The organism is Frateuria sp. (genome assembly GCF_013362045.1).
GTDB lineage: Bacteria > Pseudomonadota > Gammaproteobacteria > Xanthomonadales > Rhodanobacteraceae > Frateuria_A.
Window position 1 is genome coordinate 1 of sequence record NZ_JABFWW010000043.1, and the last position, 19,306, is coordinate 19,306.

The window sequence follows — 19,306 nt, forward strand, 5'->3', positions numbered from 1 at the left end:
AGCACGCCGCGGTTGCCGCTCTCCTTCGCTACCGGATGCCAGGCCAGGCGGCCCGCCTCGTCCAGCGCCGGCACCTGCGTGTAGCGTGCCAGGCCCTGGCCAGCAATGGTCTGCACGTCGGCGTGCAGCAGGCCCGCGTCCAGCAGCTGGTCGATCAGGAAGGCCATGCCGCCGGCCTGGTGGAACTGGTTCACGTCGGCGTAGCCGTTGGGATACACGCGCGCCAGCAGCGGCACCACCGACGAGAGCGCATCGAAGTCGTCCCAGCTGAGCGCGATGCCGGCCGCGCGGGCCATCGCCACCAGGTGCAGCAGATGGTTGGTCGAGCCGCCGGTGGCGTGCAGGCCGACCACGCCGTTGACGATCGCGCGCTCGTCCACGATGCGGCCCAGCGGCATGCGCGAGGGCGCCGCCGCGTTGGCGATCACCGATTCGACCGCCGCGCGGGTCAGCGCGTCGCGCAGCGGCGTGTCCGGGGTCACGAAGCTCGAACCCGGCAGCTGCAGGCCCATGATCTCCATCAGCATCTGGTTGGAGTTGGCGGTGCCGTAGAAGGTGCAGGTGCCGGGGCTGTGGTAGGAGGCGGCCTCCGCTTCCAGCAGTTCGGCACGGCTGGCCTTGCCCTCGGCATAGGCCTGGCGCACCTTGGACTTCTGCTCGTTGGGAATGCCGCTGGGCATCGGGCCGGAGGGCACGAAGGCGCCGGGCAGGTGGCCGAAGCTCAACGCGCCGATCAGCAGGCCCGGCACGATCTTGTCGCATATCCCTAAGTACAGCGCGCCGTCGAACATGTCGTGCGAGAGCGCCACCGCGGTGGCCATGGCGATCACGTCGCGCGAGAACAGCGACAGCTCCATGCCGGCGCGCCCTTGCGTGATGCCGTCGCACATCGCCGGTACGCCGCCAGCGACCTGCGCGGTGGCGCCGGCTTCGCGCGCGAGGTCGCGGATCAGCGCCGGGTAGCGCTCGTAGGGCCGATGCGCCGAAAGCATGTCGTTGTATGCCGTGACGATGCCGAGGTTCGGCGCGCGGCCCTCGCGCAGCGCGGCCTTGTCCGGCGGGCTGCAGCCGGCGAAGCCGTGCGCGAGGTTGCCGCAGGAGAGCTGCGCGCGGTGCGGGCCATCCCCCTGCGCGGCGTCGATGCGCGCGAGATAGGCAGCGCGGCTTTGGCGGCTGCGTTCGGCGATGCGCGCGGTGACTTCGACGAGGACGGGATGCAGCGGACTCATGGCGAACAACTCCGGCAGGCGCCGGCGGGCGCACGCGCGGGCCGGCAATCGACAACGATCATGGACACCAGTACACCGCCACCGGCGCACGCTCCAGCACGGCGCGCACCGGATAATGGGCGGCCTCGCCCAGCCCAAGCCGCGCCTGGGCCAGCACCTCGCGCTTGTCGTCGCCCTCGATGTGCAGGAACAGCTGGCGCGTGGCCAGCAGCGTGGGGAGCGTCAGCGTGATGCGCGGTTCGCCCGCACCCGGCGCGCGCATCGCCACCACGCCGGTGGGCAGGTTCGGATCGAGCGCGGCGGCGAGCTGGTCGCCGCCGGGAAAGAACGATGCGGTATGGCCGTCCAGGCCCATGCCCAGGACCACCGCGTCGAACGGCAACCCCAACGCCAGCACGCGCCGGCCGGCCTCGGCCTGGCCCTCCTCGGGCGTGGCCGCGCCGGTGTAGAGCGGCACGAACCGCGCGGCGGCGGCAGGGCCACGCAAAAGATGCTCGCGCAGCAGGCGCGCATTCGAGTGCGGATCGCTCTCGTCCACCCAGCGTTCGTCGACCAGGGTCACCTGCACCTTCGACCAGTCCAGCGGCGCGTGCGCGAGCAGGTCGAAGAAGTGCAGCGGCGTGCGCCCGCCGGAAACGGCGAGCAGCGCGGTCCCGCGCTCGCGCAGGCCGTCGCGCAGGTGCCCGGCCACGCGCTCGGCCAGCGCGGTGGCCAGGGCATGGCAGTCGGTGAAGCTGTGCGTGGTGAGGTCGAGCACGGTCGTCATGGATTGCGGTCAGGGCAGGGAGTCTGGAAAGCGCATCGCCTGCATCGAGTGAAGCGATGCGCTGGACTCATTCGCTGTCCTCGTTCCAGGTTCGGCCGTCGCGCTCGATCAACGCCACCGCCGCACTCGGCCCCCAGCTGCCGGCGGCATACGGCCGCGGCGGCTCGCCGGCTGCGCCCCAGGCGGCGAGGATCGGGTCGATCCAGCGCCAGGCCGCTTCCACTTCGTCGCGGCGCATGAACAGCGTGGGATTGCCGCGCACCACGTCCAGCAGCAGGCGCTCGTAGGCGTCGGGCTGCTGCACGCCGAAGGCCTCGGCGAAACTCATGTCCAGCGGCACGTGGCGCAGGCGCAGCCCGCCGGGACCGGGATGCTTGATGGTCAGCCACAGCTTGACGCCCTCGTCCGGCTGCAGCCGAAGAACCAGGCGGTTGTGCGCGAGCGGACCGGCCGAGGCGTCGAAGATCGAGTGCGGCACCGACTTGAACGCCACCACGATCTCCGACAACCGCGTGGCCAAACGCTTGCCGGTACGCAGGTAGAACGGCACGCCGGCCCAGCGCCAGTTGGCGATCTCGGCCTTCAGCGCCACGAAGGTCTCGGTGTTGGACTGGCCGTTCTCCAGTTCTTCCAGGTAGCCGGGCACGCGCTCGCCGTCGATCGCGCCGGCCTTGTACTGGCCGCGCACCGACAGTTGGGCGGCGTTGCGCATGTCGATGGGCTTGAGCGCGTGCAGCACCTTGAGCTTCTCGTCCCGCACGGCGTCGGGCGAGAGCGACGCGGGCGCCTCCATTGCCACCATGCACAGCAGCTGCAGCATGTGGTTCTGCACCATGTCACGCAGCGCGCCGGCATGGTCGTAGTAGCCGGCGCGGCGGCCCAGCCCCAGCGTCTCGGCCACGGTGATCTGCACGTGGTCGATGTGGCCGGCGTTCCACAAGGGCTCGAACAGCGCGTTGCCGAAGCGCAGCGCCAGCAGGTTCTGCACCGTCTCCTTGCCCAGGTAGTGGTCGATGCGGAAAGTCTGCGCCTCGGAGAAGACGCGGCCGACCGCATCGATGATGCACATCGCGCTGGCCAGGTCGCGGCCGATCGGCTTCTCAAGCACCACGCGCGCGTTCGGTCCATTGAGGCCGTGCGCGCCGAGCCGGTTGCAGATATCGACGAACAGTTCCGGCGAGGTGGACAGGTAGAACACGCGGATGTGCCTGGGCTGCTCGTTCGCCAGGGCGGCGAATGCTTCCCAGCCCTCGTCCTTGCGCGCATCGAGCGGCAGATAGACCAGTTGCGGCAGGAAGGCCTCGATCCGCTCGGGCGCGGAGCCGCCGTCGACCAGCACCTCGCGCACCAGCGCGCGGTAGCCCGCATCGTCCAGGCCTTCGCGCGCCACGCCGATGATGCGGCTGCTCGGCGGCACCTGGCCGTCGGCGAACCGATGGAACAGCGCCGGCAGCAGCTTGCGCAGCGCCAGGTCGCCGGTGCCGCCAAAAATCACCAGGTCGAACGGATCGACGGGCGGGGAGGAAGCCGTCACGGGTTCACCTCGATTGCTCGGAAGGAGGCGGGCCTAGGGTCCGCTGGGTGCCAGGATCGTACCAGTGAAATACCAGATTACACAGCCCCGCGTCGATGGCGTGCATACGTTTTCATGGCTGCTTGCTGCGAATGGTTATGGATTGGTATCGTTCCCGCATGGAGACCGCGCTCGCCGCCGAATACCGTCGCCTCTGCGAAAGCCCGGAAACGCGCCAGCCGCTGGCCTACCTGCGCCTGCGCCGGGCGATCCGCACCGTGGTCGAGCACCGCGACATCGAGCCGGGCCAGGCGCTGCCCAGCGAGCGCGATCTTTCGCAGGCACTGGGGCTCTCCCGCGTCACCGTGCGCAAGGCCATCGCCGGCCTGGTCGAGGAAGGCCTGCTGACCCAGCGCCACGGCGCCGGCACCTTCGTCGCCGAGCGCATCGTCAAGCCGATGTCGCGGCTGACCAGCTTCACCGAGGACCTGCGCGCGCGCGGCCTCAACCCGCGGTCGGAGTTCTTCGAGCGCGGCATCGGCGAGGTGACGCCGGAAGAAGCGATGGCGATGAACCTCTCGCCCGGCGCGGCGGTGGTACGCCTGCATCGCGTGCGCTATGCCGGCGACGAACCGCTGGCGATCGAGCGCAGCGTGGTTCCCGCCAGCGTGCTGCCCGACCCGATGCTGGTGCGCGACTCGCTCTATGAGGCCCTGGAACGACGCAACGCCCGCCCGCGCCGTGCGCTGCAGCGGCTGCGCGCGGTATCCCTCGGTGCCCAGCACGCCCGCCTGCTGCACGTGCCCGTGGGCAGCGCCGGCCTGAGCATCGAGCGGCGCAGCTTCCTCGACGACGGCCGCGTGGTCGAGTTCACCAGCTCCTGGTACCGCGGCGACATCTACGATTTCGTGGCGGAACTGCATACCGACTGACCGCTGCGTACGCGCCGTACGAGACCCCGGCCGGCCGTTCCCCCGCACGGCGCCTGCCGTTCGCAGGACCGCTAGTATGGGGGGATGAATTCTACCCATTCGGCCACACTGGACGCGCTGCGCCTCCGCGCGAGCGACCATATGCAGAACCGGCAATGGGCCGAGGCCCAGTCGCTGCTGGAGCAGGTGCTGCAACAGGCGCCGCAGGACCTGGCCTCGAGCATCGACCTTGCCGACGCCCTGTTCCGGCGCGGCAGGCTGCAGGCATCTACCCAGCCGTTGCTGCAAGCGATACGCCGGCTACCCCGCAACGCACCGCTCATCCTCAGCCTGACCCAGCACCTGGTCGCGCGCGGCGAAATCGTCGCCGCGCGCGCCTGTCTGGACCTGCTTGCGCTGGCACCCGACCCGCCGGCAGAGCTGCTGATCGCGCAGGCGAGCCTGCGCATTGCCAGCGGCGAGAGATCCGTGGCATTGGCCTTGGTCGAAAAGGCCTTGGCGGCGGGCGCCAACACCCCCGGCGACCTGCACCTGCACGCCATGCTCCTGCAATTCAGCGGCGACATCGACAAGGCCTGCGCCGTGCTGGAGCGATGCCTGCTGCGTTGGCCACACTTTGGCGACGCGGCCATGGTGCTGGTCAACCTGCGCAAGCAGAAGCCAGGATCGCATCGGCTGGGCTGGCTGCAGGAGCAGCTGCGCCAGTTGCCGGCGCCGCCGGGCAGCCCGGACGAGTCGTTCGTGCGGGCGGAGTTCGAATACGCGGCATTCAAGACCTTGGACGATCTGGGCCGGCACGAAGAGGCCTGGCCTGCGCTGGCGCGCTGCAACGCACTGATGCACGAGCTCAACCCTTACGATGCCACATCGGAGGAGGCGGTTGCCGACGCAACGATCGGCATGTCGGTCCATGGCGGCCGCGAGCGGGAGTCGACCGCATTCGAAGGGCCGACTCCCATTTTCATCGTGGGTATGCCACGCTCGGGAACGACCCTGCTCGACCGGATTCTCTCCAGCCATTCCAAGGTGACCTCGGCCGGCGAGATCCTCGATTTCTGGCGGCAGCTGCACTGGGCAGCCGACGTCGTGCCCGCCAAGGCGAGCGGCCTGCTGAAGATCATCGGGCGCCACGCCGACATCGATTACCACCAGCTGGGCGCCCGCTACCTGAAACAGACGCAATGGCGGGCGCAGGGGCGTGACTTCTACATCGACAAGCTGCCGGCGAACATCAATCTGGTGTCGTTCATCCGTCGGGCGCTGCCGCATGCGCCGATCCTGCACATGGTGCGGGAGCCGATGGATACGTGCTTCTCCAACTTCAAGGCGATGTACGGCAACATTTCGCCGTACAGCTACGATCTGGAAGCCCTCGCCCACTATCACTCGCAGTACGAGCGCCTGGTGCGGCATTGGCACTCGGCCATGCCCGGCGCGATGCTCGACGTGCGCTATGACGAGCTGGTGCGCGAGCCGGCCGCGGTGATCAGCCAGGTCCTGGATCACTGCGGGCTCGCCGTGGAGCAGGCGTGCCTGAACCCGGAGCGGAACGCCGCGCCGGTGGCGACTCCAAGCAGCGCCCAGGTACGCGAATCGATCCATGCACGCGGCGTCGGCCAGTGGCGTCACTACGCCGCACAACTGGAGCCCTTGTCCCGGCTGCTCGCCGACCAGGCGGCCGCCGTCCGGAACTGACCGCCGGTGCGCGAATCTTCCCGGCGAGCAGCACTCCGCCTTTCCGGGTGACCGCGGATTGGGTGCCGAAAAAAAAAACCACCGGCCGCAAGACCGGTGGCTTTCGGAGTCGACGTCGGGCAGGCCCGTCAGTAGTCGTAGGTGACCGACAGGCGAACCGTCCGCGGAGTTTCGTAGAACAGCGCACCACCGTAGGTGTTCTGGATGAAGACCATATCCGGAGCCGGGTTGCCGGCCGAATCGGTACCGCCGTTGTAGGCGGCCTCGCCGACCGGATCGGTCTGGATGGCCTTCTGTTCGTTGAACACGTTGAACACGTCCAGGTTGAATGCCAGCTTGTGGTCGGCGAACTCCGGCGTGTAGTGGACACCCAGGTTGAGTGGCTTGGTCCACGGTGTGTGCCCGGCGCGGCCTGGCGGAATGCGGACGCCATGGCACCAGTGATAGTTGCCGGTGCCGCCGTTGTTGTAGCCGGTCGGATCGCCGACGCCGGCCGGGCCGTAGTAGCCAAGGCACTCCTTGGGCACGCCGGACTGCGCCAGCAAAGTGCCCGAGACCAGCCATTCGGGCGTGATCTGGTAGGCGCCGCGGATGCGCAGCTGGTGCTTGCGGGTGTTGATCAGCTCGCCGTTCTGGCCGTCCATCAGCTCGGCCGAGTCCCAGTCTTCCGTCTTGGACACATCGGCCTGGCCGAAGTCGGAGCGCACCTGGCCCTCGGTGTTGCCGAAGCCGCGCGAGTAGGTGTAGTCGATGCGCGCCTGCCATTTGCCGTCGAACGGATGCTCCAGGTACAGGTTCAACGAGCCGACCTTGCGCTTGACGCCCTGGGTGTAGCCCCAGTCCTGCATGCTCATCGGCACGAGCACGCTGGAGGTGCCGTCGTTCGACCGGATCAGCATGTCGTTGGTCTCGCCCGGATTGATCAGGCGACAGTACGCCGCGCCATACAGCGAGTCGGAGTAGTCGTTCGGATTGAGGCCCATGGCGGTCATCTTCGTGCCGATCCGCGACGGCGAGCACTCGTCGTCGATGGCGGCCTTCAGGTCACGCCACATGGCCTTGGCGCCGTATGTCCAGTGCTCGTTGAGTTGCTTGTCGAAGCCTGCGATGAACTCGTCCAGGTATTCGGGCTTGAGGTTGCGCGCCGTGACTTGCTCGGGATCCTTGGGCAGGCCGAACTCGCCATCGGGCGAGGTGGGCGGGCTGAGCTGGGTCAGGCCGGTGGGCACGCCCGTCGTCGGGTCGATGCCCGTGTAGCTGTAGTGGGTGGTGATGAAGGTCGAGGTGTTCGCCGCGCGCTCGGCCGCGTTCTCCGGCAGGGCGAGGTAGTAGCGACCCACGTTGCCGTAGATCTTGAACGAGGAATCGCCGAACACGTCCCAGCTGACGCCGATACGCGGCTCCCACTGGTTCTTCTCGTCGACGAACGCCTGGCCGACGTTGTTGTAGTTGGTGAAGTGGTCGTTGCGCACGCCGATGTTCAGCAGCAACGACGGGGTGATCTGCCAGGCGTCCTGCAGGTAGTACGCCTTCTGCGTCGTCGTCATGCTGGTCTGCCAGCCGATCTCTCGCGAACGGACGGTGTTGTCGGGGTAGTAGCGCCAGTAGTAGTTCAACGACGGGTTGAACGGGTTGACCTGGTTGGGTCCCTGGTTCTTCGCGCCATACCTCACGTTGTCGATGCCGACCGACAGGTCGTGATCGCCCAGCTTGTAGTCGAGGTCGGCGCGCAGGCCGCTGGAGGAGTTCGTCGCGTTGGCCGAATCCCAGGACGTATTGGTCTGGGCGTTGCGGATCGGCACGCCGTTTGGCAGGAAGGCCGGGTTCTCGTAGGTCGCCCGCGAGATGAAGGGCAGCGGGCTGGTGTTGCCGTAGATCGTGGGGTTCTGGTACTTCGCCTTGCCGTACAGGATGCTCAGCGTGAGGTTGTCGGCGATGTAGCTGGTGAAGTGTGCGATGTAGAACTGGGCGTTGTCCTTGACCACGTCGTTGGGCGTCTTGAAGTCCGTCGCCTTCTGCGTGCTGTAGTCGAAGTTGTAGGTCGAGCCGGCGCCGGTGGTCTGGCGGCTGTTCAGGGCCGTGATTTCCAGAACGTTGTTCTCGGTGATGTTCCAGTCCAACTTGCCGTAGAACTTGGTGCTGCGGTCCCGGTTGTACTGGACGTCAGAGAGATCGTCGTTTTCCACGTTGGTGGAGTTGGTCCTGGTGGTTTCGGCCGCCAGGAACATGAAAAGCTTGTCCTTGATCAGCGGACCGCCCACGTAGGCCGAGTAGACCGTCTGCCACTGCTTGTTGTCGCTGCGGTATTGGCGCAGCGTGCCAGGCTTGCTGGGATCGGCGAGCTCATAATGGGTGAGGCCGTCAAGGCTGTTGGGATTGGCAATCGGAGCCGGCACGGTCGGATTGCCGTAGTAGTTGTTGGTGGGATGGGCCTCAAGGAACCTCGGCTCCCACACGACCTGCGCACCGAAGTGCCATTCGTTGGTGCCCCGCTTGCCGATCTGGTTGAGCACGCCACCGTCGGAGCGGCCGTATTTGGCGCTGTAGCCGCCCGTGAGCGTTTCCTGCTGGTCGATCGCGCCATATGGCAGCTGGAAGCCACCGATGTTGCGGTACGGCTCGCCGGTGTTGTAGCCGTTCACGTAGTAGGCGTTCTCGGACACGCTGGACCCGCCGAACGCAACGGCGTTGCCGCCTCTGAAGTATTGGCTGCCGCGCACCGTGCCCGGCGCCAGCAGCGCGATCGACTCGGCGCTGCGCTGCACGGGCAGCTTGGCCAGGTCGGCGGCGGTGATGATGGTGCTGGAATTGACGCTGGTCACGTCGATCGCCGGCAACGCACTCGCGACCACCTGCACCGCGCCGAGGTTTTGCGCGTTTTGCGCGCTGGCGGCGGCGAAGGGTACCGACGTGCCGCCACCCGGAGAAACGGTGACGTTTTCCTGCGTCGCCAGCGTCTGGCCGTCCTTGCGCAGGCTGACCGTGTAGCGGCCCACCGGCAGGCTGCTGATCGAATAGCGGCCATCGGCGCCCACCGCGACTTCGCGGGTCGAGCCGTTGGCGGCCTGGACCATGACGGTTTCGCCCGCTGCCACGGGAGCCGAGCCGAAGATGCTGCCGGTCGTTGCCTGGCCGTAGGCCAGGCCCGTAACGCCCAGTCCCATGGCCAGGGCAACCGTCAAGGCGGTGTGACGGGGCAGCGCCCCGTGCAAAACAAGATGTTGCTTTTTCATCGAAGAGATCTCCCCAAGTCGACTCGCTGCCGGTCTTTCCGTCCAAAACAGCAAGAAAGCCAGAATGCTTCCTTGAAATCGGCGTGCGGTTGGCGCCGTCCTGCTCCCGACCCACTCCAACCCGAAGATCTTTGGCCACAACTTTTACGGTTGTATCGCGGCTTGCACACGTACTAGGAGCGGGGAGGTATCGATTTTTTAATCATTTCGTTGTGAAGGGCGTGTTAGTGAAAGGCTCGAACGCCCGCACCCTGCAAGCGATGTTTTGCTCGGCGGATAAGCAGGCCCAAGGGTCAGTGATCGAACGAAGGCGAGGCCTCTGCCGTTGTTCGTACCAGAGGTGCCATGTCTTATGGCTCCCGCCCGTCGCAACCGCCTCACCGCGTCGGCACGATCCACGGATTGGTTTGCGTGCACAGCAAGGGCCAAGACACATCCGGGCGGGTGTGCATGAGGAACTGAGCCACTGCGGGTCTAATGAAGGAAGGCCCGCGTGCGCCGCAGGCGCTACGCCAGCCCGTCAACCTGCGCGACGGCCCACATGTACGGCGGTCGATTCAGGCCTGGGGCCTGGCCAGTGACATCAACACGCCAGGCGCCTGGAGCCGCGGCGTCTTCCCTGCCGGGATGCCTGGCCTGGAGCGCGCCTGGGCGTTGGTGGAGGAGGCAGGCCGCGCGAGCTCCGCACGAACTGCCATCATTAGTGCGGCCTGACCGCGGCCAACGTGGCCCATGAAAAAAGCCACCAGCCGCGAGGCTGGTGGCTTCAAGGCTGAACTCAGCCAGTACTGCTATCTGTAATCTTAGGTGACCGTCAGTCGAAAAGTGCGCGGGGTCTGGTAGTAGAGCGGCATGCCGTAGGTGGCGCTGATAAAGCCCACATCGGCGTCCTGGGTCGGGTCGGTCTGGGTCGCCTTCTGTTGGTTGAACGCGTTGAAGACGTCCAGATTGATTCCGAGCTTGTGGTCGGCAAACGCCGGCGTGTAATGGACGCCGAGATTGACTTCCTTGGTCCACGGAGTGTGCTTGAAGCCCGGGGTGATGCGCTTGCCGGCGCACCAATGGTAGTTCGAGCCGTAGCCGACCGGATCCTCGTTGCCGTTGGGGCCGTAGTAGCCCAGGCACTCCTGGGGTACGCCGGACTGCGCCAGCAAGGTGCCCGAAACCAGCCATTCCGGCGTGAACTGATACGCGCCACGAATGCGGAGCTGGTGCTTGCGGACGTTGAACAGTTCGCCGTTCTGGCCGTCCATCAGCTGCCAGGCATCCCAGTCCTCGGTCTTGGACACGTCCGACTGGCCGAAGTCCGAGCGCACCTGACCCTCGGTGTTGCCGAAGCCGCGGGTGTAGGTGTAGTCGACGCGCGCCTGCCACTTGCCGTCGAACGGATGCTCCAGGTACAGGTTCAGCGAGCCGACCTTGCGCTTCACACCCTGGGTGTAGCCCCAATCCTGCTGGGTCATCGACACCAGCTTGTCGGACTGGCCGCTACCGGCGTTAGCCCTGATCAACATGGTGTTGGTTTCACCCGGGTTGATCAGGCGGCAATAAGCCGCGCCGTACAGCGAATTGGAGTAATCGTTCGAGTTGAGGCCCATGGCGGCCATCTTGGTGGCGATCTGGCCCGGCGAGCACTCGTCGTCGATGGCGGTCTTCAGGTCGCGCCACATCGCCTTGGCACCGTAGGTCCAGTTCTCGTTGAGCTTCTTGTCGAAGCCAGCGATGAACTCGTCCATGTACTCGGCTTTCAGGTTACGCGCGGTGACCTGCTCCGGATCCTTCGGCAGGCCGAACTCGCCGTCGGGCGAATGGAGCTTCCCGGCGTCGGGCGAAGTCAGGCCCTGCGGCTGGCCGGTCGCATCGACGCTGGTGTAGTTGTAGATCTGATAGATGTAGGTCGAAGTATTGGCCGCGCGTTCGGCCGCGTTCTCCGGCAGCGCGAGGTAGTAGCGACCGACGTTGCCGTAGATCTTGAACGACGAGTCGCCGTTCACGTCCCAGCTGGCGCCGATACGCGGCTCCCACTGGTTCTTCTCGTCGACGAAGGCCTGGCCCACATCGTTGTAGTTGATGAAGTGGTCGTTGCGAAGGCCGACCTTCAGCAGCACGTTGGACGAGACCTGCCAGGTATCCTGCAGGTAGTACGCCTTCTGGTCGGTCGACATGCTGGTCGCCCAGCCGATGCTGTACTTGCGCACCGTGCCGTTGGCGCGATACGACCAGAAATAGTTCACGCTCGGATCGAACGGGTTGTACTGCGACGGGCCCTGGTTCTTGGCCGCGTAGTGCATGTTGTCGATACCGACCGCCAGGTCGTGATCGCCGAGCTTGTAGTCGAAGTCGACGCGCAGGCCATGCGAGCCGTTCTTGGCGTTGCCCGAGAACCAGCTCCGATTGGTCTGGGGGTTGACGTAGCCACCCGCGGGAAGCTTGGCGGCGGGAATGTTCGACGAACCGGCAATCATCGGCAACGTGCTGGTGTTGCTGTAGGTGGTCGGATTCTCGAACTCGCCCTTGCCGTACAGCACGCTCAGCGTCGCGTTGTCGGTGATGTAGCTGGTGAAGTGCCCGATGTAGAACGCGGCATTGTTCTTGGACACGTCATTGGGCGTGCGGAAGGTCGTGGCCTGCAGCTTGTTGTAGTCGAAGTTGTAGGTCGAGCCTGCACCGGTGGTCTGGTTGTCCTTCAGCGCCGTCAGCTCGAGGACGTTGTTGTCGGTGATGTTCCAGTCCAGCTTGCCGTAGAACTTGTTGTGCTTGTCCCGGTTGTAGTCCACCGAGCTCACGCTGCCCTGGACGGCGGTCTGCACGCTATTGTAGTGGGTCTTGGTGGTTTCGCCGGCCAGGAACAGGAACAACTTGTCCTTGATCAGCGGGCCGCCGACGTAGGCCGAATAGATCGTTTCCCACTGCTTGTTGTCGTTGCGGTACCGGTCAAGCGTACCCTGCAGCTCCGGGGAGGCGAGCTGGTAGGTGGTCGGGCCCGCCGGACCGGGAACGGTCTGATGGGGATAGTAGGTGTTGCGCGGGCTCGCTTCGAGGAAACGGGGTTCCCACGCCACCTGCGCGCCGAAGTGCCACTCGTTGGTACCGCGCTTGCCGATCTGGTTGATCACGCCGCCGTCGGAACGGCCGTACTTGGCGTCATAGCCGCCAGTCAGCGTCTCCTGCTGGTCGATCGAGCCGTAGGGCAGCTGGAAGCCGCCGATGTTCTTGTACGGCGCGCCGGTGGTGTAGCCGTTCACGTAGTACGCATTCTCGGACACGCTCGAGCCGCCGAACGCCACGGCGTTGGGGAAGTAGCTGCTGCCCTTGGCGGTGCTGGGCGCCAGCAACGCGATGGATTCGGCGCTGCGCGAGACCGGCAGCTTGGCCAGGTCGGCCGCGGTGATGATGGTGCTGGAATTGACGCTGGTCACGTCGATGGCGGGCAACGCACTGGCGACCACTTGCACCGCGCTCAGATTCTGCGCGTTCTGCGCAGTGGCGGCAGCGAAGGGAACCTGGGTGCCGCCGCCCGGCGAAACGCCGACGTTTTCCTGCGTGGCAAGCACCTGGCCATCCTTGCGCAGGGTGACGGTATAGCGGCCCACCGGCACGGTGACGGAGTAGCGACCGCTGGAGTCCACGGCCACTTCGCGGTTGGTGCCGTTGGCACCCTGGACCATGACGGTTTCGCCAACGCCAACCGGCGCGGTACCGAAGATGCTGCCGGTGGTGGCCTGGCCGTAGGCGAAGCCGGTGAAGCCCAGACCCATGGCGAGCGCCACGGTCAAGGCAGTGCGGCGCGGCTGCACACCGCGCGAGTTGTAACGCTTATTCATCAAGAGATCTCCCCAGATCGACTCAGACGAGTCATTTAAAAGCCGAGCGGCAGGCAAGGAGCCAGCACACACCGGATTCCAACGACGGACGCTCCTGGTGCCGGGATCGGTATGGCTACCGGTTCGCGGCCCTGCCCCAACGTCCATTCGTTGCCTGCAACGCGCAAAAGCGATGAGTTGCCGGGGCAAGCTAGCGCCGCGCCCAACGACGTGTCAACTTTTTTTTAGCAATTTTTCCCCACTTTGAATACGCTCCGTCGACGTCGCCTAGACAGAGCGCGCGCGTTGGATTTTCGTTACCATGACCGCGTTTCGGGTGTCCTGCAGGTCTGAAGCCGGCGGGATGAAACGGGAAGCCGGTGCGTTGTGCGATGCACAACAAGGCCGGCGCTGCCCCCGCAACGGTAAGCGAGTCCGATGGACGGCCCCACGCCACTGTGCTCAACGCATGGGAAGGCGCCGCCCGGCAGGCCCTGAGGCCTGCGCTCGCGAGCCCGGAGACCGGCCCGAGACGCTGCCTGGTGGACCTGCGGTGGGCGGGCCGGACCTCGTGCACGGCCAGCGCCTGCCCGTCGTTCCTTCCTCTTTCCGCAATCGGCCAGCTCATCCATTGCTGAGGACCGTGCGTGGGCGCGCGGCCGAAGGAACGACTCATACATATGAATAAGGCTCTGCTTGCCGCTGCATTGTGCGGCTGCGTATTTGCCGCGTCGGCTGCCGACGCGAAGGAACCGGCCACGCTGTCGCCGGTGCTCGTCACCGCCACCCGCACCGCGATCACGGTGGACGACGCGCTCTCGTCGGTCAGCGTGATCACCCGCGAGGACATCGAGCGCCTGCAGCCGGTGTCGCTGATCGACCTGCTGCAGGGGCTGCCCGGCGTGAGCTTCGCCCAGGCCGGCGGGCTGGGCCAGCAGAGCTCGCTGTTCCTGCGCGGCACCAATTCCTCGCACACGCTGCTGCTGATCGACGGCGTGCGCGTGGGCACGGTGAGCGCCGGCATCCCGGCGTTCGACCAGCTGTCGCTGGACCAGATCGAGCGCATCGAAGTGGTACGCGGACCGCGCTCGAGCCTGTACGGCGCCGACGCCATCGGCGGCGTGATCCAGATCTTCACCCGGCACGGCCGGCAGGACGGCCGGCTGACGCCGTCGCTGCGCCTGGGCGTCGGCAGCCGCGGCTACGCCGATGGCCAGTTCGGCCTGTCCGGCGGCGATACGCACGCCTGGTACAACTTCAGCGTGGGCGGGCAATACACCCGCGGCATCAATGCCTGCCGGGTTGGTGCGGCCGAAGCCTTCGCCGGCTGCTTCGTCGACGAGCCGGACCGCGACGCCTACCGCAACCGCAACGCCCTGGCCACCGCCGGCTACCGCTGGGACAACGGCACCGAGCTGGCGGCGACCTGGCTGCGCAGCGCCGGCCACGTGGACTTCGACGGCGCTCCCTACGGCAACCAGAACCACAACCTGCAGCAGGTCGCCGGCGCGCGGCTGGGCTTCGACCCGCTGGCCTCCTGGCGGGTCACCCTCGGCGCCGGGCAGAGCCTGGATGAGTCGCGCACCTACAACGACGGCGTGTTCTTGCGCTATGGCAACTCGCGGCGCAACCAGGCGTCCTGGCAGAACGACCTGAGCCTGGCCGAGAACCAGTTGCTCACGCTGGGCGTCGACTGGCAGCAGGAGCACCTGTCCAGCGATACCGGCTACCTCGCGTCCAGCCGCGACGACACCGGCGGTTACGCGCAGTACCAGGGCAGCTTCGGCCGGCAGGAAGTGCAGCTCTCGCTGCGCCACGACGACAACCAGCAGTTCGGCGGCCACACCACGGGCGCGGCGGCGTGGGGCTATGCCTTCGACCATGGCCTCAAGCTCTCGGCCAGCTGGGGCAGCGCCTTCCACGCGCCGACCTTCAACGACCTGTACTACCCCTTCGGCATCGGCAACCCGGACCTCAAGCCGGAGACCTCGCGCAGCGCCGAGCTGGGGCTGGCCCAGAAGCAGGCCGGCTGGCACTGGGCGCTCAACGCCTACCAGACCACCATCGAGCAGCTGATCGCGCTGGACGCCAACTACTTCCCGCGCAACATCAGCCACGCCCGCATCCGCGGAATCGAGGCGCAGTTCGGCACCGAGCTGGCGGGCTGGCAGCTGGAGAGCTACCTGACGCTGCAGCGCCCGCTGAACCGCGATGGCGGCGCCAACGACGGCCACCTGCTGCCGCGTCGCCCCGAGCGGACCGTGCGGCTGGACCTGGACCGGCATTTCGGCGCCTTCGGCGTGGGCGCCAGCCTGCTCGCCGCCGGCCCGCGCTACGACGATCTTGCCAACCTGCATCGCCTGGGCGGCTACGCCACGGCCGACCTGCGCGCGAGCTACGCGTTCGCGCCCGGCTGGCAGCTGGAGGCTCGGCTGGCCAACGCATTCGACCGGCGCTACGAGACGGTCTATTACTTCAACCAGCCGGGGCGCAGCTGGTACCTGACGGTGCGGTACGCACCGGGGAGCTGAGTGCCGGGCCTCCGGCCTGGCGCTCCCGCCCCGCGGACCTTCCCTCGCACGGCGGCATAGGAAATCCCTGCGGGAGGGCGTCGTCCGATCAAGCCTACGTCCGCGCAACGGCGGGAGAAGCCCATGGATCCCCGCGCCCCTGCCTTCCGGCAGGGGCCGGACTTCAGGCACATCCGCATGCCGCCATTGCCGCGGCATAAAACGCGCATGACTTGCATCGCCTGGCCCAGCGAGCGCGGCGCGGCCGCGCGCTACCCTAGGCGCCCCGGCGCGGCGGTTGCCGCCGCGCATCTGCCCCGCGGTATGGAAGCCACGTGAACATCTTCGCCCCCCTGATCCGCCGCCCGATCGGCACCTCGCTGTTGGCCTTAGGGCTGACCCTGGCCGGCTTCTGGGCCTACATCCTGCTGGGCGTGGCCGCGCTGCCCACGCTGGATTTTCCGGGCGTCTACGTGGTGGCCAGCCAGCCGGGCGCCAGCGCGCAGACCATGGCCAGCACCGTCCTGGCGCCGCTGGAGCGCCACCTGGGCCGCATCCCCGGCGTCGACGAGATGTACGGCAACGCCACCGAAGGCTCGGCGTCGGTGATGGTGCGCTTCACCTTCGACCGCACCGCCGACAGCGCCGCGCGCGACGTGCAGTCGGCGATCAACGCGGCCGCGCCGGATCTGCCCTCGGGCATGCCCAGCCCGCCGCAGTATTTCAAGTTCGACACCTCGCAGATCCCGATCCTGTTCATCACGCTGACCTCCTCCGGCCTGCCGCAGGACCAGCTGTTCGACCTCACCGACACGCTGCTCAAGCCGGCGGTGGCGCAGATTCCCGGCGTGGCCCAGGTGCAGGTGTTCGGCGGCACGCCGCACGCGGTGCGCATCGAGCTGGACAACGACGCGCTGGCCGCCAAGGGCCTGACCGCCAACGACGTGGCCAACGCACTGCGCGCGGCCAACGTCACCTCGCCGCAGGGCACGCTGAGCGACGGCCGCACGCAGATGACCGTCACCGCCACCGACGGCCTGCAGACGCCGGAGGAGTTCGCCCGCCTGCTGATCGCGATGAAGCGCGGCGTGCCGGTGCGCCTGTCGGACGTCGCCCACGTCTACGGCGGCCAGCAGGACAAGTACCAGGCTGCCTGGTTCAGCACGCCGCAGAGCAATGCGCTCGCGGTCGGCATGCAGATCAGCAAGCGTCCGGAAGCCAACGCGGTGGCCACGGTGGAGGCGATCCGCGCCAAGCTGCCGCAGCTGCGCGCCGTGCTGCCCGCCAACGTGCAGATGAACACGGCGTTCGATCTCACCCAGACCACCAAGTCCGCGCTGCACGAGGTGGAAGTCGCGCTGCTGATCTCGATCGCGATGGTGGTGCTGGTGATGCTGGTGTTCCTGCGCCGGCTGCGCCCCACGCTGATCGCCACGCTGAGCGTGCCCCTGTCGCTGGCCGGCGCGTTCGTGGCGATGTGGGCGCTGGGCTACACGCTCAACACGCTGTCGCTGGTGGCGCTGGTGCTGTGCATCGGCTTCGTGGTGGACGATGCGATCGTGGTGATCGAGAACATCGTGCGCCACATGGAACACGGCATGCCGCCGCTGCAGGCCGCACTCACGGGCGTGCGCGAGATCGGCTTCACGGTGGTGTCGATCACGCTGTCGCTGGTGGCCGTGTTCGCGCCGCTGTTGTTCGGCAACAACATGCTGATCATGCTGCTGCGCGAGTTCTCGGTGACGCTCACCGCCGCGGTGGTGATCTCGGCGATCGTCTCGCTCACCCTGACCCCGGCACTGTGCGGGCGCCTGCTCACCGCCGAACCGGCCAACCCGCCGCCGCCCGGGCGCATCGAGCGCGCGGTGGAGCGCTTCGACCGCGCCCTGCTGCACCGCTACGAGCGCGCGCTGGACTGGGCCATGCGCCATCGCCGGCTGATGCGCTGGCAGCCGCTGATCCTGCTGGTGCTGACCGTGCTGCTGGGCATCGCGGTGGGCAAGACCGCCGGCGGCACCTTCATGCCCGACGAGGACACCGGCCAGCTGCAGGCGCAAATCACCGCCGACGCCAACATCTCGCCGGCGCTGCTGACCGAGCGCGTGCAGGAGGTCGCCGGGATCATCCAGGCCGACCCGGCGGTGGCCGACATGCTCACCATGCTCGGCGGCCAGGGCGGTGGCGATGGCAGCGCGGTTGGCAATGGCGCACAGATGTTCATGGACCTCAAGCCGCGCGGCAGCGAACCGGGCCAGCGCGACGTCGGCTCCAAGAAGGTAGTCGAGCGGCTATCCAAGCGGCTGGACAAGCTGCCCGGCGTGCGGGTGGAGCTGAGCGTGGCGCAGTTCCTTTCCGGCGGCGGCAGCGGCAGCCGCGGCGGCCAGTACGAGTTCCAGCTGATCAGCGACAACGGCGACGACCTGCAGCCCTGGACGCTCAAGATGGTGCGCCAGCTGCGCACGCAGAAGGAGTTCCGCGACGTCGGCAGCGACTTCGACCAGGCCGGCAAGCAGCAGTTGCTGAAGGTCGACCGCGAGACCGCCGGCCGCCTGCACGTGAGCCTGGGCGCGATCGACTCGGCGTTGTACAACTCGTTCGGGCAGAACCAGGTGTCGGTGATCTACTCGGACATCAACCAATATCGCGTGGTGCTTACCTCCGCCGGCGCCGAGACGATCAGCCCCGAATCGCTGCTCAACGTGCACGTGCGCAACAGCGACGGACACATGATTCCGCTCTCGGCGCTGGCGCACATCGAGCCCAACATCGCGCCGATGCGCATCCGCCACCACAACCAGCTGCAGGCGGCCACCATCACCTACAACCTGGCCGAGGGCGTGGACCAGGCGCGCGGCGTCAAGCTGGTCGAGCAGGCCGCCTTCGCGGCGCACCTACCCGACGGCATGCGGGTGGATTTCACCGGCGCCAACCAGCGCCTGCAGCAGGCCCAGTCCAACGGCATGATCCTGCTCTTGGCCTCGATCGTGGCGATGTACATCGTGCTGGGCATCCTCTACGAGAGCCTGGGCCACCCGCTGACCATCCTCTCCACCCTGCCCGCCGCCGGCATGGGCGCGTTCCTGGCCATGCTGGTGACGCAGACCCAGCTCTCGCTGATGGCGATCATCGCGATCCTGATGCTGATCGGCATCGTCAAGAAGAACGCGATCCTGATGGTCGACTTCGCGCTGGTCGGCCAGCGCGAGCGCAACCAGTCGCCGCCCGACGCCATCCGCGAGGCCGCGCTGGTGCGCTTCCGCCCGATCACCATGACCACGCTGGTGGCGATGGGCGCGGCGTTGCCGCTGGCGATCGGCTTCGGCATCGGCTCGGAGATGCGCCAGCCGCTCGGCATCGCCATCGTCGGCGGGCTCTTGGTGTCGCAGCTGCTGACCCTGCTCAGCACGCCGGCGATCTATCTATGGAACCACGATCGGCTGGCGCGCCACGCACGCGGCCTGATGCCAGGTCGGCTGCAGTGGGCCTGCGGCATTGCCATTGCAATAGGCGGCATCCTGTCGGTCGCCGGATTGGTATTCCTGATAGCGCCACAGCTTGGCGCCAAGATGGGCATGAACCGGATCGTCGCCGGAGCTCTCTTGGGCCTCGGTGTCGCCTTTGCATG

9 protein-coding genes and 1 riboswitch are annotated in these 19,306 nt (G+C 67.1%); of the genes, 4 read left to right on the plus strand and 5 right to left on the minus strand.

Annotation, left to right across the window (positions count from 1 at the left end; all coding sequences use genetic code 11):
* From HOQ08_RS02080 to zwf, 3 genes are all read right to left on the minus strand, one after another.
* The coding region (locus tag HOQ08_RS02080) for a dihydroxy-acid dehydratase (protein ID WP_291190855.1) at positions 1–1,229 on the minus strand (1,229 nt) is incomplete at its 3' end.
* Positions 1,230–1,287: 58 nt separating this feature from the next.
* On the minus strand, positions 1,288–1,995 hold the full coding sequence (gene pgl / locus HOQ08_RS02085) for a 6-phosphogluconolactonase (protein WP_291190858.1): 708 nt from the start codon (positions 1,993–1,995) through the stop codon (positions 1,288–1,290).
* 67 nt (positions 1,996–2,062) lie between these two features.
* Positions 2,063–3,529: a glucose-6-phosphate dehydrogenase gene (gene zwf, locus HOQ08_RS02090; RefSeq protein WP_291190861.1), complete on the minus strand. Its 1,467-nt coding sequence runs from the start codon at positions 3,527–3,529 to the stop codon at positions 2,063–2,065.
* A 158-nt stretch (positions 3,530–3,687) separates the two neighbouring features.
* Between zwf and HOQ08_RS02095 the strand changes: the two genes are divergently transcribed.
* On the plus strand, positions 3,688–4,440 hold the full coding sequence (locus tag HOQ08_RS02095; protein WP_291190863.1) for a GntR family transcriptional regulator: 753 nt from the start codon (positions 3,688–3,690) through the stop codon (positions 4,438–4,440).
* Between the two features lie 84 nt (positions 4,441–4,524).
* On the plus strand, positions 4,525–6,135 hold the full coding sequence (locus tag HOQ08_RS02100; RefSeq protein WP_343203804.1) for a sulfotransferase: 1,611 nt from the start codon (positions 4,525–4,527) through the stop codon (positions 6,133–6,135).
* Positions 6,136–6,263: 128 nt separating this feature from the next.
* Here HOQ08_RS02100 and HOQ08_RS02105 read toward each other — a convergent pair whose 3' ends face one another.
* Both HOQ08_RS02105 and HOQ08_RS02110 read right to left on the minus strand, forming a co-directional pair.
* The gene (locus tag HOQ08_RS02105; protein ID WP_291190866.1) at positions 6,264–9,299 is read right to left on the minus strand and encodes a TonB-dependent receptor; all 3,036 of its coding nucleotides are present in this window, start codon (positions 9,297–9,299) and stop codon (positions 6,264–6,266) included.
* 872 nt (positions 9,300–10,171) lie between these two features.
* Positions 10,172–13,192 (minus strand): TonB-dependent receptor, encoded by a 3,021-nt coding sequence (locus tag HOQ08_RS02110; RefSeq protein ID WP_291190869.1) that lies wholly within the window; start codon positions 13,190–13,192, stop codon positions 10,172–10,174.
* Positions 13,193–13,489: 297 nt separating this feature from the next.
* Positions 13,490–13,717: riboswitch (cobalamin riboswitch) on the plus strand.
* Between the two features lie 134 nt (positions 13,718–13,851).
* On the opposite strand from HOQ08_RS02110, the gene btuB reads away from it, so the two are divergent.
* Positions 13,852–15,702: a TonB-dependent vitamin B12 receptor gene (btuB, locus tag HOQ08_RS02115; protein WP_291190871.1), complete on the plus strand. Its 1,851-nt coding sequence runs from the start codon at positions 13,852–13,854 to the stop codon at positions 15,700–15,702.
* A gap of 314 nt (positions 15,703–16,016) precedes the next feature.
* The coding region (locus HOQ08_RS02120; RefSeq protein ID WP_291190874.1) for an efflux RND transporter permease subunit at positions 16,017–19,306 on the plus strand (3,290 nt) is incomplete at its 3' end.

Excerpts from the sequence above, each read along its gene's own strand:
- HOQ08_RS02095 (WP_291190863.1), top strand. The coding sequence starts at position 3,688 with ATGGAGACCGCGCTCGCCGCCGAATACCGTCGCCTCTGCGAAAGCCCG.
- HOQ08_RS02100 (WP_343203804.1), top strand. The coding sequence starts at position 4,525 with ATGAATTCTACCCATTCGGCCACACTGGACGCGCTGCGCCTCCGCGCG.
- HOQ08_RS02110 (WP_291190869.1), bottom strand. The coding sequence starts at position 13,192 with ATGAATAAGCGTTACAACTCGCGCGGTGTGCAGCCGCGCCGCACTGCC.
- pgl (WP_291190858.1), bottom strand. The coding sequence starts at position 1,995 with ATGACGACCGTGCTCGACCTCACCACGCACAGCTTCACCGACTGCCAT.
- HOQ08_RS02105 (WP_291190866.1), bottom strand. The coding sequence starts at position 9,299 with ATGGGACTGGGCGTTACGGGCCTGGCCTACGGCCAGGCAACGACCGGC.
- btuB (WP_291190871.1), top strand. The coding sequence starts at position 13,852 with ATGAATAAGGCTCTGCTTGCCGCTGCATTGTGCGGCTGCGTATTTGCC.